The organism is Rhizobium sp. C1 (genome assembly GCF_021026335.1).
Lineage (GTDB): Bacteria > Pseudomonadota > Alphaproteobacteria > Rhizobiales > Rhizobiaceae > Ensifer_A.
The window spans coordinates 305,942-321,155 of record NZ_JAJNCY010000002.1; the positions used below are offsets into that span (position 1 = coordinate 305,942).

Consider the following 15,214-nt stretch of genomic DNA (forward strand, 5'->3'; position numbering starts at 1 on the left):
ACGGATCGCTGCATCATTTGCGGAAAGATTATCGACTAGCGCCTCGCTGGTCCGGCCGTTTTCGTCTCTCGAAGAAAAAGAGCTCAAAACGCCCGGTCAGCCGGGTGGATATGCAATTTTTGCCTTTCGGGAGAAGGACATGGCGGATACGCCGACCTTGAAGTTCTACAATACGCTGGCCCGCGAAAAGCAGGTTTTCGAGCCCATCGACGCTGAGAACGTGCGCCTCTATGTCTGCGGCCCGACCGTTTACGACTATGCCCATATCGGCAACGCCCGGCCGGCCATCGTCTTCGATGTGCTCTTCCGGCTGCTGCGCCACGTTTATGGGGAAAACCACGTCACCTATGTCCGCAACATCACGGACGTCGACGACAAGATCAATGCCCGCGCACTGCGCGACTTCCCGACCCTGAAGCTAAACGATGCGATTCGCCGCGTAACGGAGAAGACCGAGACGCAATATGTCGCCGATGTCGCGACCCTCGGCTGCCTCAAACCGACCGTCCAGCCGCGGGCGACCGAGAATATCGGTGGCATGATCGCCATTGCGCAATCGCTCATCGACCGCGGCCATGCTTATGTTGCGGCCGGGCCTGAGGGCAGGGAAGTTCTCTTCTCCGTTCCATCAATGGAGCATTACGGCGAACTCTCGAAGCGCAAGCTGGAAGACCAGCAGGCTGGGGCCCGCATCGCAGTGGAAGCACATAAGAAGAGCCCGGCCGATTTCGTGCTCTGGAAGGAAAGCGCTGCCGACCAGCCCGGCTGGGCAGCAGCCTTCACTGTGGATGGCGAAACCGTCTCGATCTACGGCCGCCCCGGCTGGCATATCGAATGCTCCGCCATGTCCGACCGCTTCCTCTGGGAGGAGATCAAGGACCGGCTGTCCCCGAAGGCCAAGGCGCGCCCGCACCAGTTCGACATCCATGGCGGCGGCCTCGACCTCATCTTCCCCCACCACGAAAACGAAATCGCCCAATCCTGCTGCGCCTTCGATACCGGCGTGATGGCGAACATCTGGATGCATAACGGCTTCCTGCAGGTCGAGGGCAAGAAGATGTCCAAGTCCGAGGGCAATTTCGTCACGATCAACGAGCTGCTGGAGACGGAAAAGTTCGGCGGCCGCAAATGGCCGGGCGAGGTGCTGCGGCTCGCCATGCTGATGACGCATTATCGGGAGCCCATCGATTTCAGCGTGAAGCGGCTGGAGGAGGCGGAGGCTCTGCTCCGGAAATGGCCGGCAGGGTTGGAAGCGAGGGGTGCCGCGCACCCTTCAGTTCTCGAAGCCATTTCGGATGATCTGAACACCGTTGCCGCTGTGCAGGCGCTTCACGCTCTGGCGAACTCAAACGCGCCGGAGTTCGCCGCAAGTGCCGCTCTTCTCGGTGTCCTGCCTAAAAAGGTGAGCGTCTCGGACGCCCTCGCTGAAAGCGTCGAAGCCCTCGTGCAACTTCGTCTAGAGATGCTGAAGGCCAAGAACTTTGCAGAAGCCGACCGCCTGCGCGATCAACTGGCGTCTCAAGGTATCCAGCTAAAGGATTCGAAAGATTCGACAACCGGGGAGCGGGTGACGACATGGGAGGTTAAACGCTGATTTGCGCGGGAGGCTGATTTGGCATATGCTAGGCATATGCCAAATTGATCGAGGAGGTCGACATGGGAATGGTCAAACATGCGAAAGTCTTCAGGAACGGCCGCAATCGGGCGATCCGCATTCCGGTCGAGTTCGATTTTCCGGGCGACGATGTGACGATCACCAAACAGGGCCGTCGGATCATTATAGAACCTGTCGAGCCCAAGATGGATTTGCTGGAGTGGTTGAAGACAATTGAGCCGTGGGATGAGGAGTTTCCCGATATCGACGAGGGACTGCTTCCGCCGGATGATGTTGAGCTATGAGCGACGCGGTCTTCATGCTCGACACAAACATGATTTCCGACCTGATACGCAATCCTGAAGGGTTCGTGCAGCGCAAGGTGGAAAACGTCGGCGTGCCTGCCATTTGCGTGAGCTCCATTGTCGCTTCGGAACTTCGGTTTGGATATCAAAAGCGTGGATCGGATCGGCTCGAGCGGCTTGTGGAGGGCATGCTTCGTCTGGTCGCTGTGCTGCCCTATGATGACAAGGCCTCGTTTCATTATGCGGATATCCGGCAGGCGGTTCAGGCTCGTGGGAAAGTGATCGGGCCGAACGATCTCTTTATCGCCGCCCATGCCCGCGCGCTGGCCCTGACCTTGGTAACAGACAACGTCCGTGAGTTCTCCCGCGTTGACGGCCTGAAGATTGAGAACTGGCTCGAAAGGACCGACCATGACTGAGACGACCCATTCCGGCGGCTGCCAGTGCGGCGCGGTGCGTTTTCGCGCCGGCCATCTCGGGCGGCCGTCGATCTGTCATTGCCGCATGTGCCAGAAGGCATTCGGGTCCTTCTTCGGTGCTTTCGTGACGGCCGATCAGGCGCATCTCACCTGGACGCGCGGCCAGCCGACCTGGTTCCGCTCGTCCAAACAGGTGCATCGTGGCTTCTGTGAGAAATGCGGCACGCCGCTCACCTATCGCCATCCAGAAGGCATCGAGCTTGCTATTGGCGCCTTCGATCATCCGGAGTTGTTCGAGCCGCAGATCCAGGTCAACCACGCCAAGCGCCTGCCGTGGATCGACCGTCTCTTCGACAAGCCGCCGTTTGAAAGCCCCGGCATGACCGAATTCTTCGCCAGCATCGAGAACTGGCAGCATCCGGATCACGATACCGAGAAATGGCCCGAGGATTGAGGGAGAACGAGGATGACGGAACAAAAGCCCGGATCGGATGGCAAGCTGCCGAAATGGTTCGTCTATGCGCTCACTGCGAAGATGGTTTTCCTCGTGGCGGTCGTTATCTTCGTGCTCTGGTGGGCAGGTATTTTCAGGTGAGTGCCGTTTGGCGGGAGTGCAATCATCATGTCTGACACGATCTACACCGGCGGCTGCCAGTGCGGGGCGATCCGCTTTCGCGTTGAGGGCGATCTCAAGGACGCCTCGATCTGCCATTGCCGCATGTGCCAGAAGGCGTTCGGCGGCTTCTATGCGCCGCTCGCTTCCGTGCGGAGGCTGAATTTCCGTTGGACGCGCGGCGCCCCGAAACATTTCCAGTCTTCCAATCTCGTGCGTCGCGGCTTTTGCGAAGCATGCGGTACACCACTGACTTATGAGGCGCCGGACGGGATGGCGATTGCCATTGGCGCTTTCGACGAGCCCGAGCGCATCGTCCCGACCCTCCAGTACGGCACGGAAGGAAAGATTTCCTACGTCGATCATCTGCCTGAATTGCCGGGCCATCCCACGGAAGAGGACGTCGCGGCGCTGCCGTTTCTTGCCGAACTGAAATCTTTCCAGCATCCGGATCACGATACGGAGCGTTGGCCGGAGGGGCAGTGATGGCCTTTTCCGGCGGCTGCCAGTGCGGCGCGGTGCGCTATCACGTTCGAGGCGCGCTTGAGGGCGCGCATCTTTGCCATTGCCGCATGTGCCAGAAGGCGGCGGGCAACTATTTCATGCCGCTGGCAAGCGCTGCCGAGGCTGATTTCACCATCACGCGCGGCGAGCCGGCTTGGTTCCAGTCGTCCGATCCGGTCAAGCGCGGCTTCTGCCAGCAATGCGGCACACCGCTCTTCTTCAAGACCGTCGGCTCCTGCACGATCGCAGTTACGCTGGGCTCGCTCGACGATCCGTCTGCGATCGAGCCGGAAAGTAACGACGGCGTCGAATCCCGCGTTCGCTTCGTTGCCATACTTTCTGGCAAGCCGGACAGGTTCAGCGATCGCCCGGACCTTGCGGGAGGTCTCGAAATGATCCGCCTCAGCAATCATCAGCATCCCGATAACGATACGACGGAATGGCCCGTAAAGGACAAGTCATGACCAACCTTCGCACCCTCTATCCCGAAATTACGCCCTTCGAGACCGGTTTCCTCGACACCGGCGACGGCCATCAGGTCTATTGGGAGCGCGTCGGCACGAAGGGCGCAAAGCCGGCCGTCTTCCTGCATGGAGGGCCGGGCGGTGGATGCGGACCGAACCATCGGCGTCTTTTCGATCCGGCACTTTACGACGTGATCCTCTTCGACCAGCGCGGTTGCGGGCGCTCTACGCCGCATGCCAGCATCGACAACAACACGACCTGGCATCTCGTCGCCGATATCGAGCGGCTGCGGACGGAGATCATGGGCGTCGAGAAATGGCTCGTCTTCGGCGGCTCCTGGGGATCGACCCTGGCGCTGGCCTATGCGGAAACCCATCCCGCCCATGTCAGCGAACTTGTCGTGCGCGGCATCTATACCCTGACCAGGGCGGAACTCGACTGGTACTATCAGTTCGGCGTCTCGGAAATGTTCCCCGACAAGTGGGAGCGCTTCGTCACTCCCATTCCGGAGAATGAGCGCCATGAAATGATGGCCGCCTATCGCCGCCGCCTGACGGGGACGGATCGCGAGGAGCAGCTGCGCGCAGCACTCGCCTGGAGCACCTGGGAAGGCCAGACGATCACGCTTCTGCCCGAACCCTCGACCTCGGATGGCTTTGCGGACCCCGATTTCGCGCTCGCCTTCGCCCGCATCGAAAACCATTATTTCGTCCATGCCGGCTGGCTGACGGAAGGGCAGTTGCTCAACGACGCGCACAAGCTTCAAGACATCCCCGGCACGATCGTCCACGGTCGCTACGACATGCCGTGCCCGTCTAAATATGCCTGGGCGCTGCACAAGGGTTGGCCGAAGGCGGAATTCTATCTGATTGAGGGGGCAGGGCACGCCTATTCCGAACCCGGCATTCTCGACCGCCTGATCCGCGCTACTGACAAATATGCAGGAAAAGAGTAAGGAGCCCCGCAACTTGCTCCGCGAGGAGAGAGGACGGGCCGAATTTCTCGGTCGTCATCCTCGGGCTTGTCCCGAGGATCTGCTGACGAAGCCAAGCAAACGAGGTTGCGGTTAGAGTTGAACGTAGCAGATGGTCGGGACAGGCCCGACCATGACGGCGGTATTGGCGGGCGTCGCGGCTGCAGAGCGCGGCGTAAATTTAGGACAAAGCGAAATGGCAAAAGAACGCATCTACCTCTTCGACACGACCCTTCGCGACGGGCAGCAGACGCCCGGCGTGGATTTTTCCGTCGAGGACAAGATTGCCATTGCCAACATGCTGGACGCCTTCGGTATGGATTATGTCGAGGGCGGCTATCCGGGCGCGAACCCGACAGACACGGCTTTCTTTTCCAAGAAGCGCACCGGCCGCGCTGGCTTCGTCGCCTTCGGCATGACCAAGCGCGCGGGCGTCTCGGTCTCGAATGATCCGGGCCTCAACGAACTTCTGCGCGCCAAGTCCGACCATATCTGTTTCGTCGCCAAGAGCTGGGACTATCACGTCAAGGTCGCGCTCGGCTGCACGAACGAGGAAAACCTTGAAAGCATCGATCTCTCGGTCAAGGCGGCCATCGAGGCCGGCAAGGGCGCGATGATCGATTGCGAGCATTTCTTCGACGGCTACAAGACGAACCCGGCCTATGCGCTCGCCTGCGCTAAGACGGCTTTCGACGCCGGCGCGCGCTGGATCGTGCTCTGCGACACCAATGGCGGCACGCAGCCCTCCGAAATCCGCGAAATCGTCGCCGCCGTGATTGCGTCCGGCGTTCCCGGCGACCGGCTCGGCATCCATGCCCATAACGACACGGGGCAGGCAGTCGCCAATTCGCTCGCAGCCGTCGAGGCCGGCGTACGCCAGATCCAGGGCACGCTGAACGGCATCGGCGAGCGTTGCGGCAATGCCAATCTCGTCACCATCATCCCGACGCTCGTCCTGAAGCCCGCCTACAATGAGCGCTTCGAGACCGGCATCGACCGCGAGGCGCTGCAGGGCCTGACGAAACTCAGCCACGATTTCGACGAGCTCCTGAACCGCTCGCCGGAGACGCAGGCTCCTTACGTCGGCTCCTCGGCCTTTGCCACCAAGGCCGGCATCCATGCCTCGGCACTGCTGAAGGACCCGCGCACCTATGAACATGTCGAGCCGGAAACGGTCGGCAACCTGCGCAAGGTCATGGTGTCGGACCAGGGGGGGAAGTCCAATTTCATCAACGCGCTCAAGCGCCGCGGCATCGAGGTCGGCAAGGACGATCCGCGCCTCGACACGCTGATCACCATCGTCAAGGAGCGCGAGGCGACCGGCTATGCCTATGAGGGCGCGGATGCGAGCTTTGAACTCCTGGCGCGCCGCACGCTCGGCTCCGTGCCGGACTTCTTCCAGGTCGACAGCTTCCGCGTCATGGTCGAGCGCCGCTTCGACGCCAACGGCAACCTGAAGACCGTGTCCGAAGCCGTGGTGAAGACGGTCATCGACGGCGAGACGGTCATGTCGGTGGCCGAAGGCCACGGCCCGGTCAACGCGCTCGATATCGCCATCCGCAAGGATCTCGGTCGCTACCAGCCCGAAATCGCCGATCTCGAACTGGTGGACTACAAGGTCCGTATCCTCAACGGCGGCACCGAAGCCATCACCCGTGTGCTGATCGAATCCGCTGACGGCACCGGCGCAAGATGGTGGACCGTCGGCGTCTCGGACAACATCATCGATGCGTCCTTCCAGGCGTTGATGGATAGCATTGTCTACAAGCTGATGAAGAACCGGGAACTGGCGGGGAAAGTGGCGGCCGAGTGATCTCTTTCCCTCGAAGAGAACGTGGCCGACCTCTATTGCGCGGAAAAATTGGTCCGGCATAATCTTGAGAGACTTTAGACGTTACGCGTTTCTTTTCTCAGGAGGCTGATATGTGCGACCAAGCCGACATCGCGGCCGCAGATCGCGCTAAGGCGGATATCGCCGCGGGGCGCGACGAACTCGTTCCGGCCGAATTCGCCAACCGCCTGATCGCCGGCGAAAACCCGGTCCGCGTCTACCGTTCTCTGCGCGGTCTTTCCGCGCGAGAATTGGCCGAAAAGGCAGGTATCAGCCCGCCCTATCTCTCGGAAATTGAAAGTGGGAAGAAGGACGGAAGCCTCTCGGCCATGCGGCGGATTGCGGACGCGCTGAACGTCGATCTGGATGATCTGGTCTAGGCTTGCGACGGGAGCCGGTCCGGCACAGGCACCAAGGCGCATACCGCTCTCGCCAGCGTGCGCTAACGGTCGTCAAAGCCGCCTTCCGTCTTGGGGTCGAGCGTGAGCTGAACAATTTGTTGAGCACACGAGTTGTGCGAGCCGCGTTTTCAATCTTCCAGATGTATTTCGCTCAAAAGATCGCAAACGCCGAAATTGCAAATTAACGAACGCGTTCTATGTTTCTGTACGATTGTCGGCGAGCAGGTGATTGTCTTTGCGTACCTTCTTTGCGATTTTTGCGGGCTTGATAGCGATAAATATCGCCTTGAAGTTGATGGACTATGCCGGGGTTGGGCAGACGCAGATAAAGCCAGCTTCTGGGACCAATGGTTACTACACTGTAACGCATCAATGCGCACCTGACTTGGAGCGGCGGAGCCTCTCACAGGGTAGCCGCTTTTATATCGAACAAATTTTCCTGGTGGATTTGCAGGTTTTCCGGGACATCGACAAGTACAAAGATCTGAAAGAAGACGTCCTCGATAAAGAGATAGCGTCCGTTTCAAAGGATCGCCTTCTGAAATATGTTGAATTGATACCGGCTTCCGAAAGAATGCTTGTTTCCGAAATCTTGCGTGAACTCAAGACGCGAGAGGACGTAAAGGATTGTCTCTCGAAATATACGAGCTGAAAATGGCCTATATAACGTCTCGTGCTGGGAAGCTTATCTTGCTACTTCGGCACGGCCCGATAAAGCCCGCCCGGTTCGTCATCCGCGATCATCCAGAGCGACCCGTCCGGCGCTTCCTCGACGTCACGCACCCGGAACCCCACATCCCAGCGCTCGGCGGGCGTAGCTCCGCCCTTGCCGTCGAAGGTAATGCGGGAAAGTGTCATGCTGCCGAGACCGCCGGCAAGCGCCGAGCCGTTCCAGTCCTTGAACAGGGTGCCGCGATAGAAGACGAGGTCGCTGGGGGCAATCACGGGGGTCCAGTAGATGACGGGCTTCTGGAGGTCGCTCCGCGTGTCGGGGCTGGGGATGGGTACGCCGTTATAGTTGGTCGAATAGGAGACGAGCGGCCAGCCGTAGTTCTTGCCGGGTTCGATCAGGTTCAACTCATCCCCGCCGCGCGGGCCGTGCTCCAGACCCCAGAGCCGGCCATCAGGCGAGAAGGCGAGGCCATAGGGGTTACGGTGGCCGAGCGTCCAGATTTCGGCAGGGTAGGGGTTCTTATCCGGGAAGGTATAGCGCCAGACGACCGGTGCATTCTTCGCGGTCTCCGTATCGCGCGGCGGGGCGATGAGGGGCACAGTCTTGGCGCCCTCGCGGGTCTCGAAGGGATTGCCGGGCGCGGCCTTGCCATCCAGCGTCAGGCGCAGCACCTTGCCCAGCGCCAAATCCATGTCTTGTGCCGGCGTCATGCGCTGACGTTCTCCGACCGCGAGAAAGAGATATTTGCCGTCCGGCGAAAAGGCGACAGCGCCGCCGAATTGCCCGCCATGGCCCTTCGGCATCTCGCGCCAGATGACATTGAGATTCGTCAGCTCTGGCGTTTCGTCTTCGGAAAGCGTGGCGCGGGCCAGCGCCAGGCCGGAGCCGCCGTCGCCGGGCTCGGAATAGGTGAGATAAACACCGCGATCCTTGTCGAAGGTCGGTGAAAGATAGACGCCGAGCAAACCGCCCTGGCCTTCATATTCCACCTTCGGTACGCCTTTGACCTGGACCTTCTGGCCCTTCTGCGTCGCGATCCAGAGCTTGCCCGGCTTTTCCGTCACCAGCATGCGCCCGTCGGGCAGGAAGGCGATCTTCCACGGATAATCGAACTGCGTGATCTTAGAGAGCTTGAAGGGCGGCTCGGCGCTTTCCTTGACCGTGGCGCCGTTGACCTGCGCTGTGGCTGGTGAGGCGGCAAGGGCGGCGAGGGCCATCGCTGCGGCGGTCAACGTCGTCTTCATGCCATCCTCCTGGGCTCGATGTGTGGCATATGGGGCCGCGCGTACGCGGTTTCCACCCCTCAAGTGAAGGAGGGTACGTTTCCGTCCATACTACACTTCACCAGAATGAATTGGTCGATCTCCATTCATTCGAATAGAAAAAGTAAATCCCGACTTAAATTGAGCGCTTCGCATGTCCTCTTCCCCCGCCACCGGTATCCAGTCCGGCGACAGCCCCCGCGGCTTTGCCTTTGCCCTCGCCGCCTATTTTCTCTGGGGCTTTCTGCCGCTGTTCATGAAAGCGATCGCGCATATTCCGGCACCGGAAATCATCGCACATCGCATCATCTGGTCGATCCCGGTCGCCGGCGCCGTTCTGGTCGCGACGGGCCGTACGGCCGATCTGAAGGTCGCGCTGAAATCGCCGCGCACGCTGGCCATGGCAGCGCTCACGGCCTCCATCATCACGATCAACTGGGGCATCTATGTCTGGTCGATTGCGGCGGGCAGGGCGTTGGAATCGGCGCTCGGCTATTACATCAATCCACTCTTCTCGGTCTTTCTGGGCGCCGTCCTCCTGCGTGAAAAGCTCTCGGCCTCGCAATGGGTCGCGATCGGCCTGGCAGTCTGCGCCGTGGCGATCCTCACCGTCGAGGCCGGCGGCCTGCCATGGGTGTCGCTCAGCCTGGCCGTGTCCTGGGGCTTCTATGCCTTCTTCCGGAAGACGCTGCCTGTCGGTCCGAACCAGGGCTTCCTGCTGGAGGTCATGCTGCTTTCCGTTCCGGCGATGGCCTATATCGGCTATCTGGAAACGAGCGGTCAGGGCCATTTCGGCGATACCGGCTATGTTGACGTGCTCTGGCTGCTCGCCTGCGGCCTGATCACGGCGGTGCCGCTGATCCTTTACGCAAATGGCGCGAAGCTGCTCAGGCTGAGTACAATCGGCATCATGCAATATATCGCGCCCACGATGATCTTCATCATCGCGGTCTTCGTCTTCAAGGAGCCCTTCGGCCTGTCGCAGCTGGTTGCCTTCGCTTTCATCTGGGCAGCACTTCTGGTCTTCACCTGGCCGATGATCCGTGCGCTGATCGCGCGCAAGCCCGCAAGGCAGGCCTGACGGCATGCCTCTTCAGGCCCTACCCATCCATGAACTGGCGGCACTCGCAGGCGCGATGCTCTGGGCGATCACCGGCATTGTCGCGACCCTGCCGGTGAACCATCTCGGCGCCTACACCTTCTCGCGCTATCGCATGACGGCTGTGCTCGCCATGCTCATCGTCTACCTGACGTTCACCGGCAAATGGCACTGGCTGGAAGGCTGGCAGGTCGCACCGGTGCTGCTCTCGGGTCTTGCCGGGATATTCATCGGCGATGTCGTGCTCTTTGCCACGCTCGCCCGCATGGGCCCGCGCCGCACCTCTATTCTCTTTGCCATGCATGCGCCGCTTTCCATTTTGCTCGGCTGGCTCTTTCTCGGCGAGGCGCTGACCCCGCTGGCGCTCACGGGTGCCTGCGTCGCCTTTTCCGGCGTGCTTCTCGCCATCGTCTTCGGCAAGCGCCGCTCGCAGCTGCATCAATGGGAGAGCATCAAGGGTCCCCTCTGGCAGGGCGTGGCGCTCGGCCTGCTCGCGGCACTCGGGCAGGCGGCGGGTTCCATCCTTGCGCGGCCGGTCATGGAAACGGGCATCGACCCGTTTCTCATCTCCTTCTACCGCGTCGGCATTTCCATCATCGCCTTCAATCTTTTCAGGCTCGCCCCGCTGGACATGGTCGTACCGAAAGGCCCGCTGACGCCGAAGATCGCCGCCTATACTGCTTTCGTCGGCTTTATCGGCATGATGATCGGCATGACACTCATCCTCTACGCACTCGCCGGCGGCAAGGTCGGCATCGTCTCGACGCTCGCCGCCACAGCGCCGGCCCTGCAATTGCCGCTCATCTGGCTGAAAACCAGGGAAGCGCCCGCACCCGGTGCCTGGGTCGGGGCGCTTCTGGTTGTCATCGGCAGCGCATTGATCTTCAGCCGCTGACGCCCGGCACATCCGTCAGTTCGAACCAGACCGGAATTCCGCGTTCGCGCGCGATCCGCACATCGTTGTCGGCGCCCTTGGAGTCGCCGGGAAGCCGCAGCACGCCTTCGCACAGCTGGAGTAGGCGATGTGCCACCGGGTGGAAGATTTCCTCGTAAAGCGCATCGCCGATCGTTGCGCCGCCGGCAGCGTGCCAGACGGGAAGTGAAACCCATTCCCCGATCATCGGAATATGCCCGGCCTTGAACAGCGCATAGGACGGCGCCTCCAGCCGCTTCAGGTTCTCCGCCATTTTCTGAGGGTCATCTCCGGTTCCGGAACGGTAGGGGCCGGCAATCAGGATCAACATGTATTACTCCTAAACTTTTTCCACGATAAATCCTGAAATAAATTGATATTCCGCTTTTTCAGGATTAAATACGATAAATCGTGATAATTCGTGAAGAGTCAAGAGCCGTGCTGACAAGCGAAAGAAAACACCTGATCCTCGAAACGCTCCGCCGTGACGGCCGCCTCGTCGCCAAGACCTTCGCCTCGGAGCTTTCGCTGTCGGAAGATACGATCCGCAAGGATTTACGGGAGATGGCTGCCGAAGGGCTGCTGTCGCGCGTTCACGGCGGCGCGTTGCCGCTTTCGAGCCCGCTGCCGGATTTTGCGGCGCGGACGGGGCTGGCTCATGCAGAGAAGCGCGCACTGGGCCGCGCCGCTGCCGGTCTCGTGGATCCGGGCAGCACCGTCTTCTTCGACGGCGGCACGACGAATGCGGAGCTGATCCGGGCACTGCCGGAGATGATCGCCTTCACTGCGATCACCCACAGCCCGACGATTGCCGCCGAGTTCGAACGGCTGAAGAATGTCGAGGTGACCCTGATCGGCGGCCGGCTCTACCGTCATTCCATGGTCGCGGTCGGGACGGAGGCGGCCCAGGCCATCGGCCTCATCCGGCCCGAACTGTTCTTCATGGGGGTCACAGCCGCCAATGCCGCTGCCGGTTTTTCCACCGGCGATGCGGAAGAGGCTGCCATCAAGCGCCTCATCGCGCGGCAATCGCGCGACGTCTGGGTCCTGCTGACGGCAGAGAAGCTGGGGCTCCAATCGCCTATGACGATCATGCCGATCGCGGAGGTGTCAGGCGTCGTTCTGTCCGGGGAGGGGGATCCCGCAATGTTTGAGCAGGCGGGCGTTTCTGTGCGAAAGTTGGAAACGCTTACAGCTTCTCGATAACCGCCTGATCCGCGCCGTTTCCGGCACCCGCAGCGAGGATCGCCGGGATGATGTCTTCGGCCTTGTCAATCACCAGCGGCTGCACGAGGTGCCCGGTGTGGATGAAGCCCTGACCGCGCATGTGGTCGAGCAGCGACAGCATCGGGTCCCAGAAGCCGTTGATATTGGCGAACACCATCGGCTTGCGGTGGCGGCCGAGCTGGGCCCAGGTCATGATCTCGACGATCTCTTCCAGCGTGCCTATGCCGCCGGGAAGCGTCACGAAGGCGTCCGCCTCCTCGAACATGCGGTGCTTGCGCTGGTGCATGTCGGTGGTGACGATGACTTCGGTCAGCGAGGTCAGTTCGTGCTTGGACGCTTCCTTGTCCATTAGAAATTCAGGAATGATTCCAAGCACCTTGCCGCCATGCGACATGACCCCGGAGGCGACCGCGCCCATGATGCCGCGCATGCCGCCGCCATAGACGAGGCGCAGGCCGCTTTCGGCAATCGCCTTGCCGAGCGTACGTCCGGCCTGCAGGTGGGAGGGATCGCGCCCCGGCTGGGAGCCGCAATAGACGCAGATGTTTCGAATCTCGGATCTGTTTTCTGTCATGTCCCGAACATGGCCTTTAGCCCTCCCGCCCGTCAAGAACGAGGCCCTCACGTTAACTGGATTTCGTTGAAATACCTTGTGAAACCATGGAGAAGAGTTTAGCTCTTTCCCGATGGGGATATGCCGCCCGCAGCGGCGGCGCATGCGCTCGTTTGGAGACAGAAATGCAGAACAATCGCGCCATCTGGCTCGCGATCCTGGTGCTCGTGATTGCATCGGCCGTCATGATCTTTTTCGTCCTGCCGCAGGTGAATGGCGGCAAGAACGTCGCAGGCGACGGAACGAAGCCCCTGACCGATAGCGCAAGCTCTGCCCCCGGCACCGCCCCGCAAACCGCCTCCAAGGCCTCGGGTCCTGCTTCGGGAGCCGAGCTCCTGCAGAAGATGAACCGCCTGAAGGCCGATGCCAGCGCGGCCTCCGAAAGCCTGCGCGCACTTTATGCCAACGGCAAGGTGCCCACGGACGCCCAGCTTGCCGATGCGAAGACAAAGCTTCAGGCCGCACTTCAGGCCATTGCCGATTTCAAGGCCCCGGATGGCGCGGATGCTGCCGTCGGTGGTCTTGTGACCGGCCTTTCCGCCAGCGCCGGGAAGGCGCTGTCCGCGTTGAAGTCGATGCCGGAGGACGCAGGCAGGGCGGCCGACGCCGCCTCGCAGATCGCGGCCCTGTTCAGCGACAAGACAGCACGCAACGGCCAGATGCAGGCCGCGCCAGCCGCTCCGGCCGCAGCCGCACCGGATGCCGTTGAGGCCAATCTGCCGACATTCGACGTGCTGCGCGTCGAAAAGGACGGCTCGACCGTGATCGCCGGCGCTGCCTCGCCCAAGGCCAAGATCGAGGTGATGGATGGCGACAAGGTAATCGGCACGGCGACCGCCGGCCAAAGCGGTGATTTCGCCATCGCGCTCGACAAACCGCTGGAGCCGGGCGACCACTCGCTCGTCCTGAAGGCGACGGGTGCAGACGGCAAGTCCGTGGTTTCTGCCGAAGTTGCCACCGTCGCGGTGCCGAACGGCAGCGAAGGGAAGCTGCTTGCCATGGTCACGAAGCCCGGCGAAGCGAGCCGCATCCTGACCAAACCGGAGGGCGGAACGCAGGTGGCCGACGCGCATACATCTGCCGGTGCTGCGCCCGCCGCCGTGCCGCCCTTGCCGGATGCCTCGAAGACGGCGGCAAACACGGCACCGGCCGTGCCAGCGACACCGTCCGCTTCGACAGACAGCGTGAACGCGCCAGCCGAGACCGCCGCCATCCGCATCGATGCGGTCGAGATCGAGGGCGACAAGATTTTCGTGGCGGGCAGCACCCGCCCGCAGGCGGTCGTTCAGGTCTATGCCGACGATAAGCTGATCGAGACGACCAAATCCTCCGCGAGCGGTCACTTCGAGGCTGAAAACACCATGCCGCTGACGACCGGCAACCACATCATCCGCGCTGATCTGATGGACCAGTCCGGTTCGAAGGTCGTGGTCCGCGCCTCGGTCCCGTTCAACCGCCCGGCGGGCGATCAGGTCTCGGTCGTTGCCGATACCGCCAAGCCGGCAACAGCCAAGGGCGCAAACGCGGCCGCGCAATCGGGCCTGGGCCAGCTCGAGCAGCTGCGCGAGGAGGCCGCCAAGGCGATCGTCCTGCTCAAGGGACTGTTTGCCGATGGCAAGACGCCGGCCAAGGATCAACTGGCCGCCGCCCGCTCGGCCACACAGATTGCGCTGAAGGCGCTGGCCGATTTCAGGCCGGCCGCCGATGCCGGTCCGAATGCCGCGGCCCTTTCCGCCAAGGTCGCCAGGTCGGCCGCCGACGCGCTCAAGCTGCTTCAGGCTGCAGGCGATGATCCGAAGAGCGTGGGTGGTGCCATCGCCTCCATCGAGGCGGCAGCGCGCGACGCCATGCCGGATGTCGCCAAGCCTGCGCTCGCGGCTCCGCCCGCGCCGGCCACATCCTCCGCCGCGCCCTTGGCCGCAGCGCCCGCTGCTGACCAGCAGGCCGCAAATGCTGAGGCTTCGTCGGCCGCTGGCAATGCGCCGAAGTCGATCGAGCAGGCGCCGCTCAAGGAAAGCAAGGACAGCGTCATCATCCGCAAGGGCGACACGCTCTGGCAGATCTCGCGCCGCGTCTATGGCCGTGGCATCCGCTACACGACCATCTATCTCGCCAACCAGGACATGATCGACAATCCGAACAGGATTGCCCCGGGCCAGGTCTTCGGCGTGCCCGGCAAGGTCACGCAATCCGACGAGGATGCCGAGAAGGCCAACCGCGAGCTGCGCAAGAAGCACTAATTTTAAGACGGCCTGATTTATCTCGCCCTGCGGGATTGCGGGCAGCGATGGTTAATCTTATTTGAGGGGCGCGGCTTCCGGG

At 61.6% G+C, this 15,214-nt stretch carries 18 protein-coding genes; 15 read left to right on the forward strand and 3 right to left on the reverse strand.

Translation table 11 applies throughout. From position 1 onward, the window contains the following. Nucleotides 1-139: 139 nt before the first annotated feature. From cysS to LQK83_RS07080, 11 genes are all read left to right on the forward strand, one after another. Nucleotides 140-1,594, forward strand: a complete 1,455-nt coding sequence (gene cysS / locus LQK83_RS07035) for a cysteine--tRNA ligase (RefSeq protein WP_230836653.1) — start codon at nt 140-142, stop codon at nt 1,592-1,594. Between the two features lie 68 nt (nt 1,595-1,662). Further along, nucleotides 1,663-1,899 (forward strand): antitoxin, encoded by a 237-nt coding sequence (locus tag LQK83_RS07040; protein ID WP_442966719.1) that lies wholly within the window; start codon nt 1,663-1,665, stop codon nt 1,897-1,899. Then, nucleotides 1,896-2,318: a type II toxin-antitoxin system VapC family toxin gene (locus LQK83_RS07045; protein WP_230836654.1), complete on the forward strand. Its 423-nt coding sequence runs from the start codon at nt 1,896-1,898 to the stop codon at nt 2,316-2,318. Before LQK83_RS07040 ends, LQK83_RS07045 begins: the two co-directional genes overlap by 4 nt. Further along, nucleotides 2,311-2,772, forward strand: coding sequence for a GFA family protein (locus LQK83_RS07050; protein WP_230836655.1), 462 nt, complete (start codon nt 2,311-2,313; stop codon nt 2,770-2,772). Before LQK83_RS07045 ends, LQK83_RS07050 begins: the two co-directional genes overlap by 8 nt. 12 nt (nt 2,773-2,784) lie before the next feature. Next, complete coding sequence (locus LQK83_RS21625; protein WP_269065330.1) at nt 2,785-2,913, forward strand: hypothetical protein; 129 nt, start codon at nt 2,785-2,787, stop codon at nt 2,911-2,913. 27 nt (nt 2,914-2,940) lie between these two features. Further along, nucleotides 2,941-3,417 (forward strand): GFA family protein, encoded by a 477-nt coding sequence (locus tag LQK83_RS07055; RefSeq protein ID WP_230836656.1) that lies wholly within the window; start codon nt 2,941-2,943, stop codon nt 3,415-3,417. Then, a complete protein-coding gene (locus LQK83_RS07060) occupies nt 3,417-3,899 on the forward strand; it encodes a GFA family protein (protein ID WP_230836657.1) in 483 nt (160 codons plus the stop codon). The genes LQK83_RS07055 and LQK83_RS07060 overlap by 1 nt, the downstream gene beginning before the upstream one ends. Continuing rightward, complete coding sequence (pip, locus tag LQK83_RS07065; RefSeq protein ID WP_230836658.1) at nt 3,896-4,855, forward strand: prolyl aminopeptidase; 960 nt, start codon at nt 3,896-3,898, stop codon at nt 4,853-4,855. Before LQK83_RS07060 ends, pip begins: the two co-directional genes overlap by 4 nt. 214 nt (nt 4,856-5,069) lie before the next feature. Beyond that, nucleotides 5,070-6,686 carry a citramalate synthase gene (gene cimA, locus LQK83_RS07070; RefSeq protein WP_230836659.1) on the forward strand — a complete coding sequence of 539 codons (1,617 nt, stop codon included), beginning with the start codon at nt 5,070-5,072 and terminating at the stop codon, nt 6,684-6,686. A gap of 110 nt (nt 6,687-6,796) precedes the next feature. Then, a complete protein-coding gene (locus tag LQK83_RS07075; RefSeq protein WP_230836660.1) occupies nt 6,797-7,084 on the forward strand; it encodes a helix-turn-helix domain-containing protein in 288 nt (95 codons plus the stop codon). 256 nt (nt 7,085-7,340) lie between these two features. Then, entirely contained in the window at nt 7,341-7,757 is a 417-nt protein-coding gene (locus tag LQK83_RS07080; protein ID WP_230836661.1) for a hypothetical protein, read from the forward strand. Between the two features lie 41 nt (nt 7,758-7,798). Here LQK83_RS07080 and LQK83_RS07085 read toward each other — a convergent pair whose 3' ends face one another. Further along, complete coding sequence (locus LQK83_RS07085; protein WP_230836662.1) at nt 7,799-9,022, reverse strand: PQQ-dependent sugar dehydrogenase; 1,224 nt, start codon at nt 9,020-9,022, stop codon at nt 7,799-7,801. A gap of 172 nt (nt 9,023-9,194) precedes the next feature. On the opposite strand from LQK83_RS07085, the gene rarD reads away from it, so the two are divergent. Further along, nucleotides 9,195-10,121, forward strand: coding sequence for an EamA family transporter RarD (rarD, locus tag LQK83_RS07090; RefSeq protein ID WP_230836663.1), 927 nt, complete (start codon nt 9,195-9,197; stop codon nt 10,119-10,121). 4 nt (nt 10,122-10,125) lie between these two features. Continuing rightward, nucleotides 10,126-11,034 carry a DMT family transporter gene (locus LQK83_RS07095; protein ID WP_230836664.1) on the forward strand — a complete coding sequence of 303 codons (909 nt, stop codon included), beginning with the start codon at nt 10,126-10,128 and terminating at the stop codon, nt 11,032-11,034. Here the strand turns inward: LQK83_RS07095 and LQK83_RS07100 are convergent. Next, entirely contained in the window at nt 11,024-11,383 is a 360-nt protein-coding gene (locus tag LQK83_RS07100; protein ID WP_230836665.1) for a DUF4406 domain-containing protein, read from the reverse strand. The genes LQK83_RS07095 and LQK83_RS07100 overlap by 11 nt on opposite strands. A gap of 107 nt (nt 11,384-11,490) precedes the next feature. On the opposite strand from LQK83_RS07100, the gene LQK83_RS07105 reads away from it, so the two are divergent. Continuing rightward, a complete protein-coding gene (locus tag LQK83_RS07105) occupies nt 11,491-12,258 on the forward strand; it encodes a DeoR/GlpR family DNA-binding transcription regulator (protein WP_230836666.1) in 768 nt (255 codons plus the stop codon). Here LQK83_RS07105 and LQK83_RS07110 read toward each other — a convergent pair. Continuing rightward, nucleotides 12,242-12,853: a TIGR00730 family Rossman fold protein gene (locus LQK83_RS07110; RefSeq protein WP_230836667.1), complete on the reverse strand. Its 612-nt coding sequence runs from the start codon at nt 12,851-12,853 to the stop codon at nt 12,242-12,244. The genes LQK83_RS07105 and LQK83_RS07110 overlap by 17 nt on opposite strands. A gap of 164 nt (nt 12,854-13,017) precedes the next feature. Between LQK83_RS07110 and LQK83_RS07115 the strand changes: the two genes are divergently transcribed. After that, nucleotides 13,018-15,132 (forward strand): Ig-like domain-containing protein, encoded by a 2,115-nt coding sequence (locus LQK83_RS07115; RefSeq protein ID WP_230836668.1) that lies wholly within the window; start codon nt 13,018-13,020, stop codon nt 15,130-15,132. Nucleotides 15,133-15,214: the final 82 nt, after the last annotated feature.

Bases quoted from the DNA above. Each gene is read 5' to 3' on its own strand.
- LQK83_RS07110 (WP_230836667.1), bottom strand. From the start codon at position 12,853: ATGACAGAAAACAGATCCGAGATTCGAAACATCTGCGTCTATTGCGGC.
- LQK83_RS07060 (WP_230836657.1), top strand. From the start codon at position 3,417: ATGGCCTTTTCCGGCGGCTGCCAGTGCGGCGCGGTGCGCTATCACGTT.
- LQK83_RS21625 (WP_269065330.1), top strand. From the start codon at position 2,785: ATGACGGAACAAAAGCCCGGATCGGATGGCAAGCTGCCGAAATGGTTC.
- LQK83_RS07075 (WP_230836660.1), top strand. From the start codon at position 6,797: ATGTGCGACCAAGCCGACATCGCGGCCGCAGATCGCGCTAAGGCGGAT.
- pip (WP_230836658.1), top strand. From the start codon at position 3,896: ATGACCAACCTTCGCACCCTCTATCCCGAAATTACGCCCTTCGAGACC.
- cysS (WP_230836653.1), top strand. From the start codon at position 140: ATGGCGGATACGCCGACCTTGAAGTTCTACAATACGCTGGCCCGCGAA.
- LQK83_RS07045 (WP_230836654.1), top strand. From the start codon at position 1,896: ATGAGCGACGCGGTCTTCATGCTCGACACAAACATGATTTCCGACCTG.
- rarD (WP_230836663.1), top strand. From the start codon at position 9,195: ATGTCCTCTTCCCCCGCCACCGGTATCCAGTCCGGCGACAGCCCCCGC.
- LQK83_RS07040 (WP_442966719.1), top strand. From the start codon at position 1,663: ATGGTCAAACATGCGAAAGTCTTCAGGAACGGCCGCAATCGGGCGATC.
- LQK83_RS07100 (WP_230836665.1), bottom strand. From the start codon at position 11,383: ATGTTGATCCTGATTGCCGGCCCCTACCGTTCCGGAACCGGAGATGAC.
- LQK83_RS07115 (WP_230836668.1), top strand. From the start codon at position 13,018: ATGCAGAACAATCGCGCCATCTGGCTCGCGATCCTGGTGCTCGTGATT.
- LQK83_RS07085 (WP_230836662.1), bottom strand. From the start codon at position 9,022: ATGAAGACGACGTTGACCGCCGCAGCGATGGCCCTCGCCGCCCTTGCC.
- LQK83_RS07055 (WP_230836656.1), top strand. From the start codon at position 2,941: ATGTCTGACACGATCTACACCGGCGGCTGCCAGTGCGGGGCGATCCGC.
- LQK83_RS07050 (WP_230836655.1), top strand. From the start codon at position 2,311: ATGACTGAGACGACCCATTCCGGCGGCTGCCAGTGCGGCGCGGTGCGT.
- cimA (WP_230836659.1), top strand. From the start codon at position 5,070: ATGGCAAAAGAACGCATCTACCTCTTCGACACGACCCTTCGCGACGGG.
- LQK83_RS07095 (WP_230836664.1), top strand. From the start codon at position 10,126: ATGCCTCTTCAGGCCCTACCCATCCATGAACTGGCGGCACTCGCAGGC.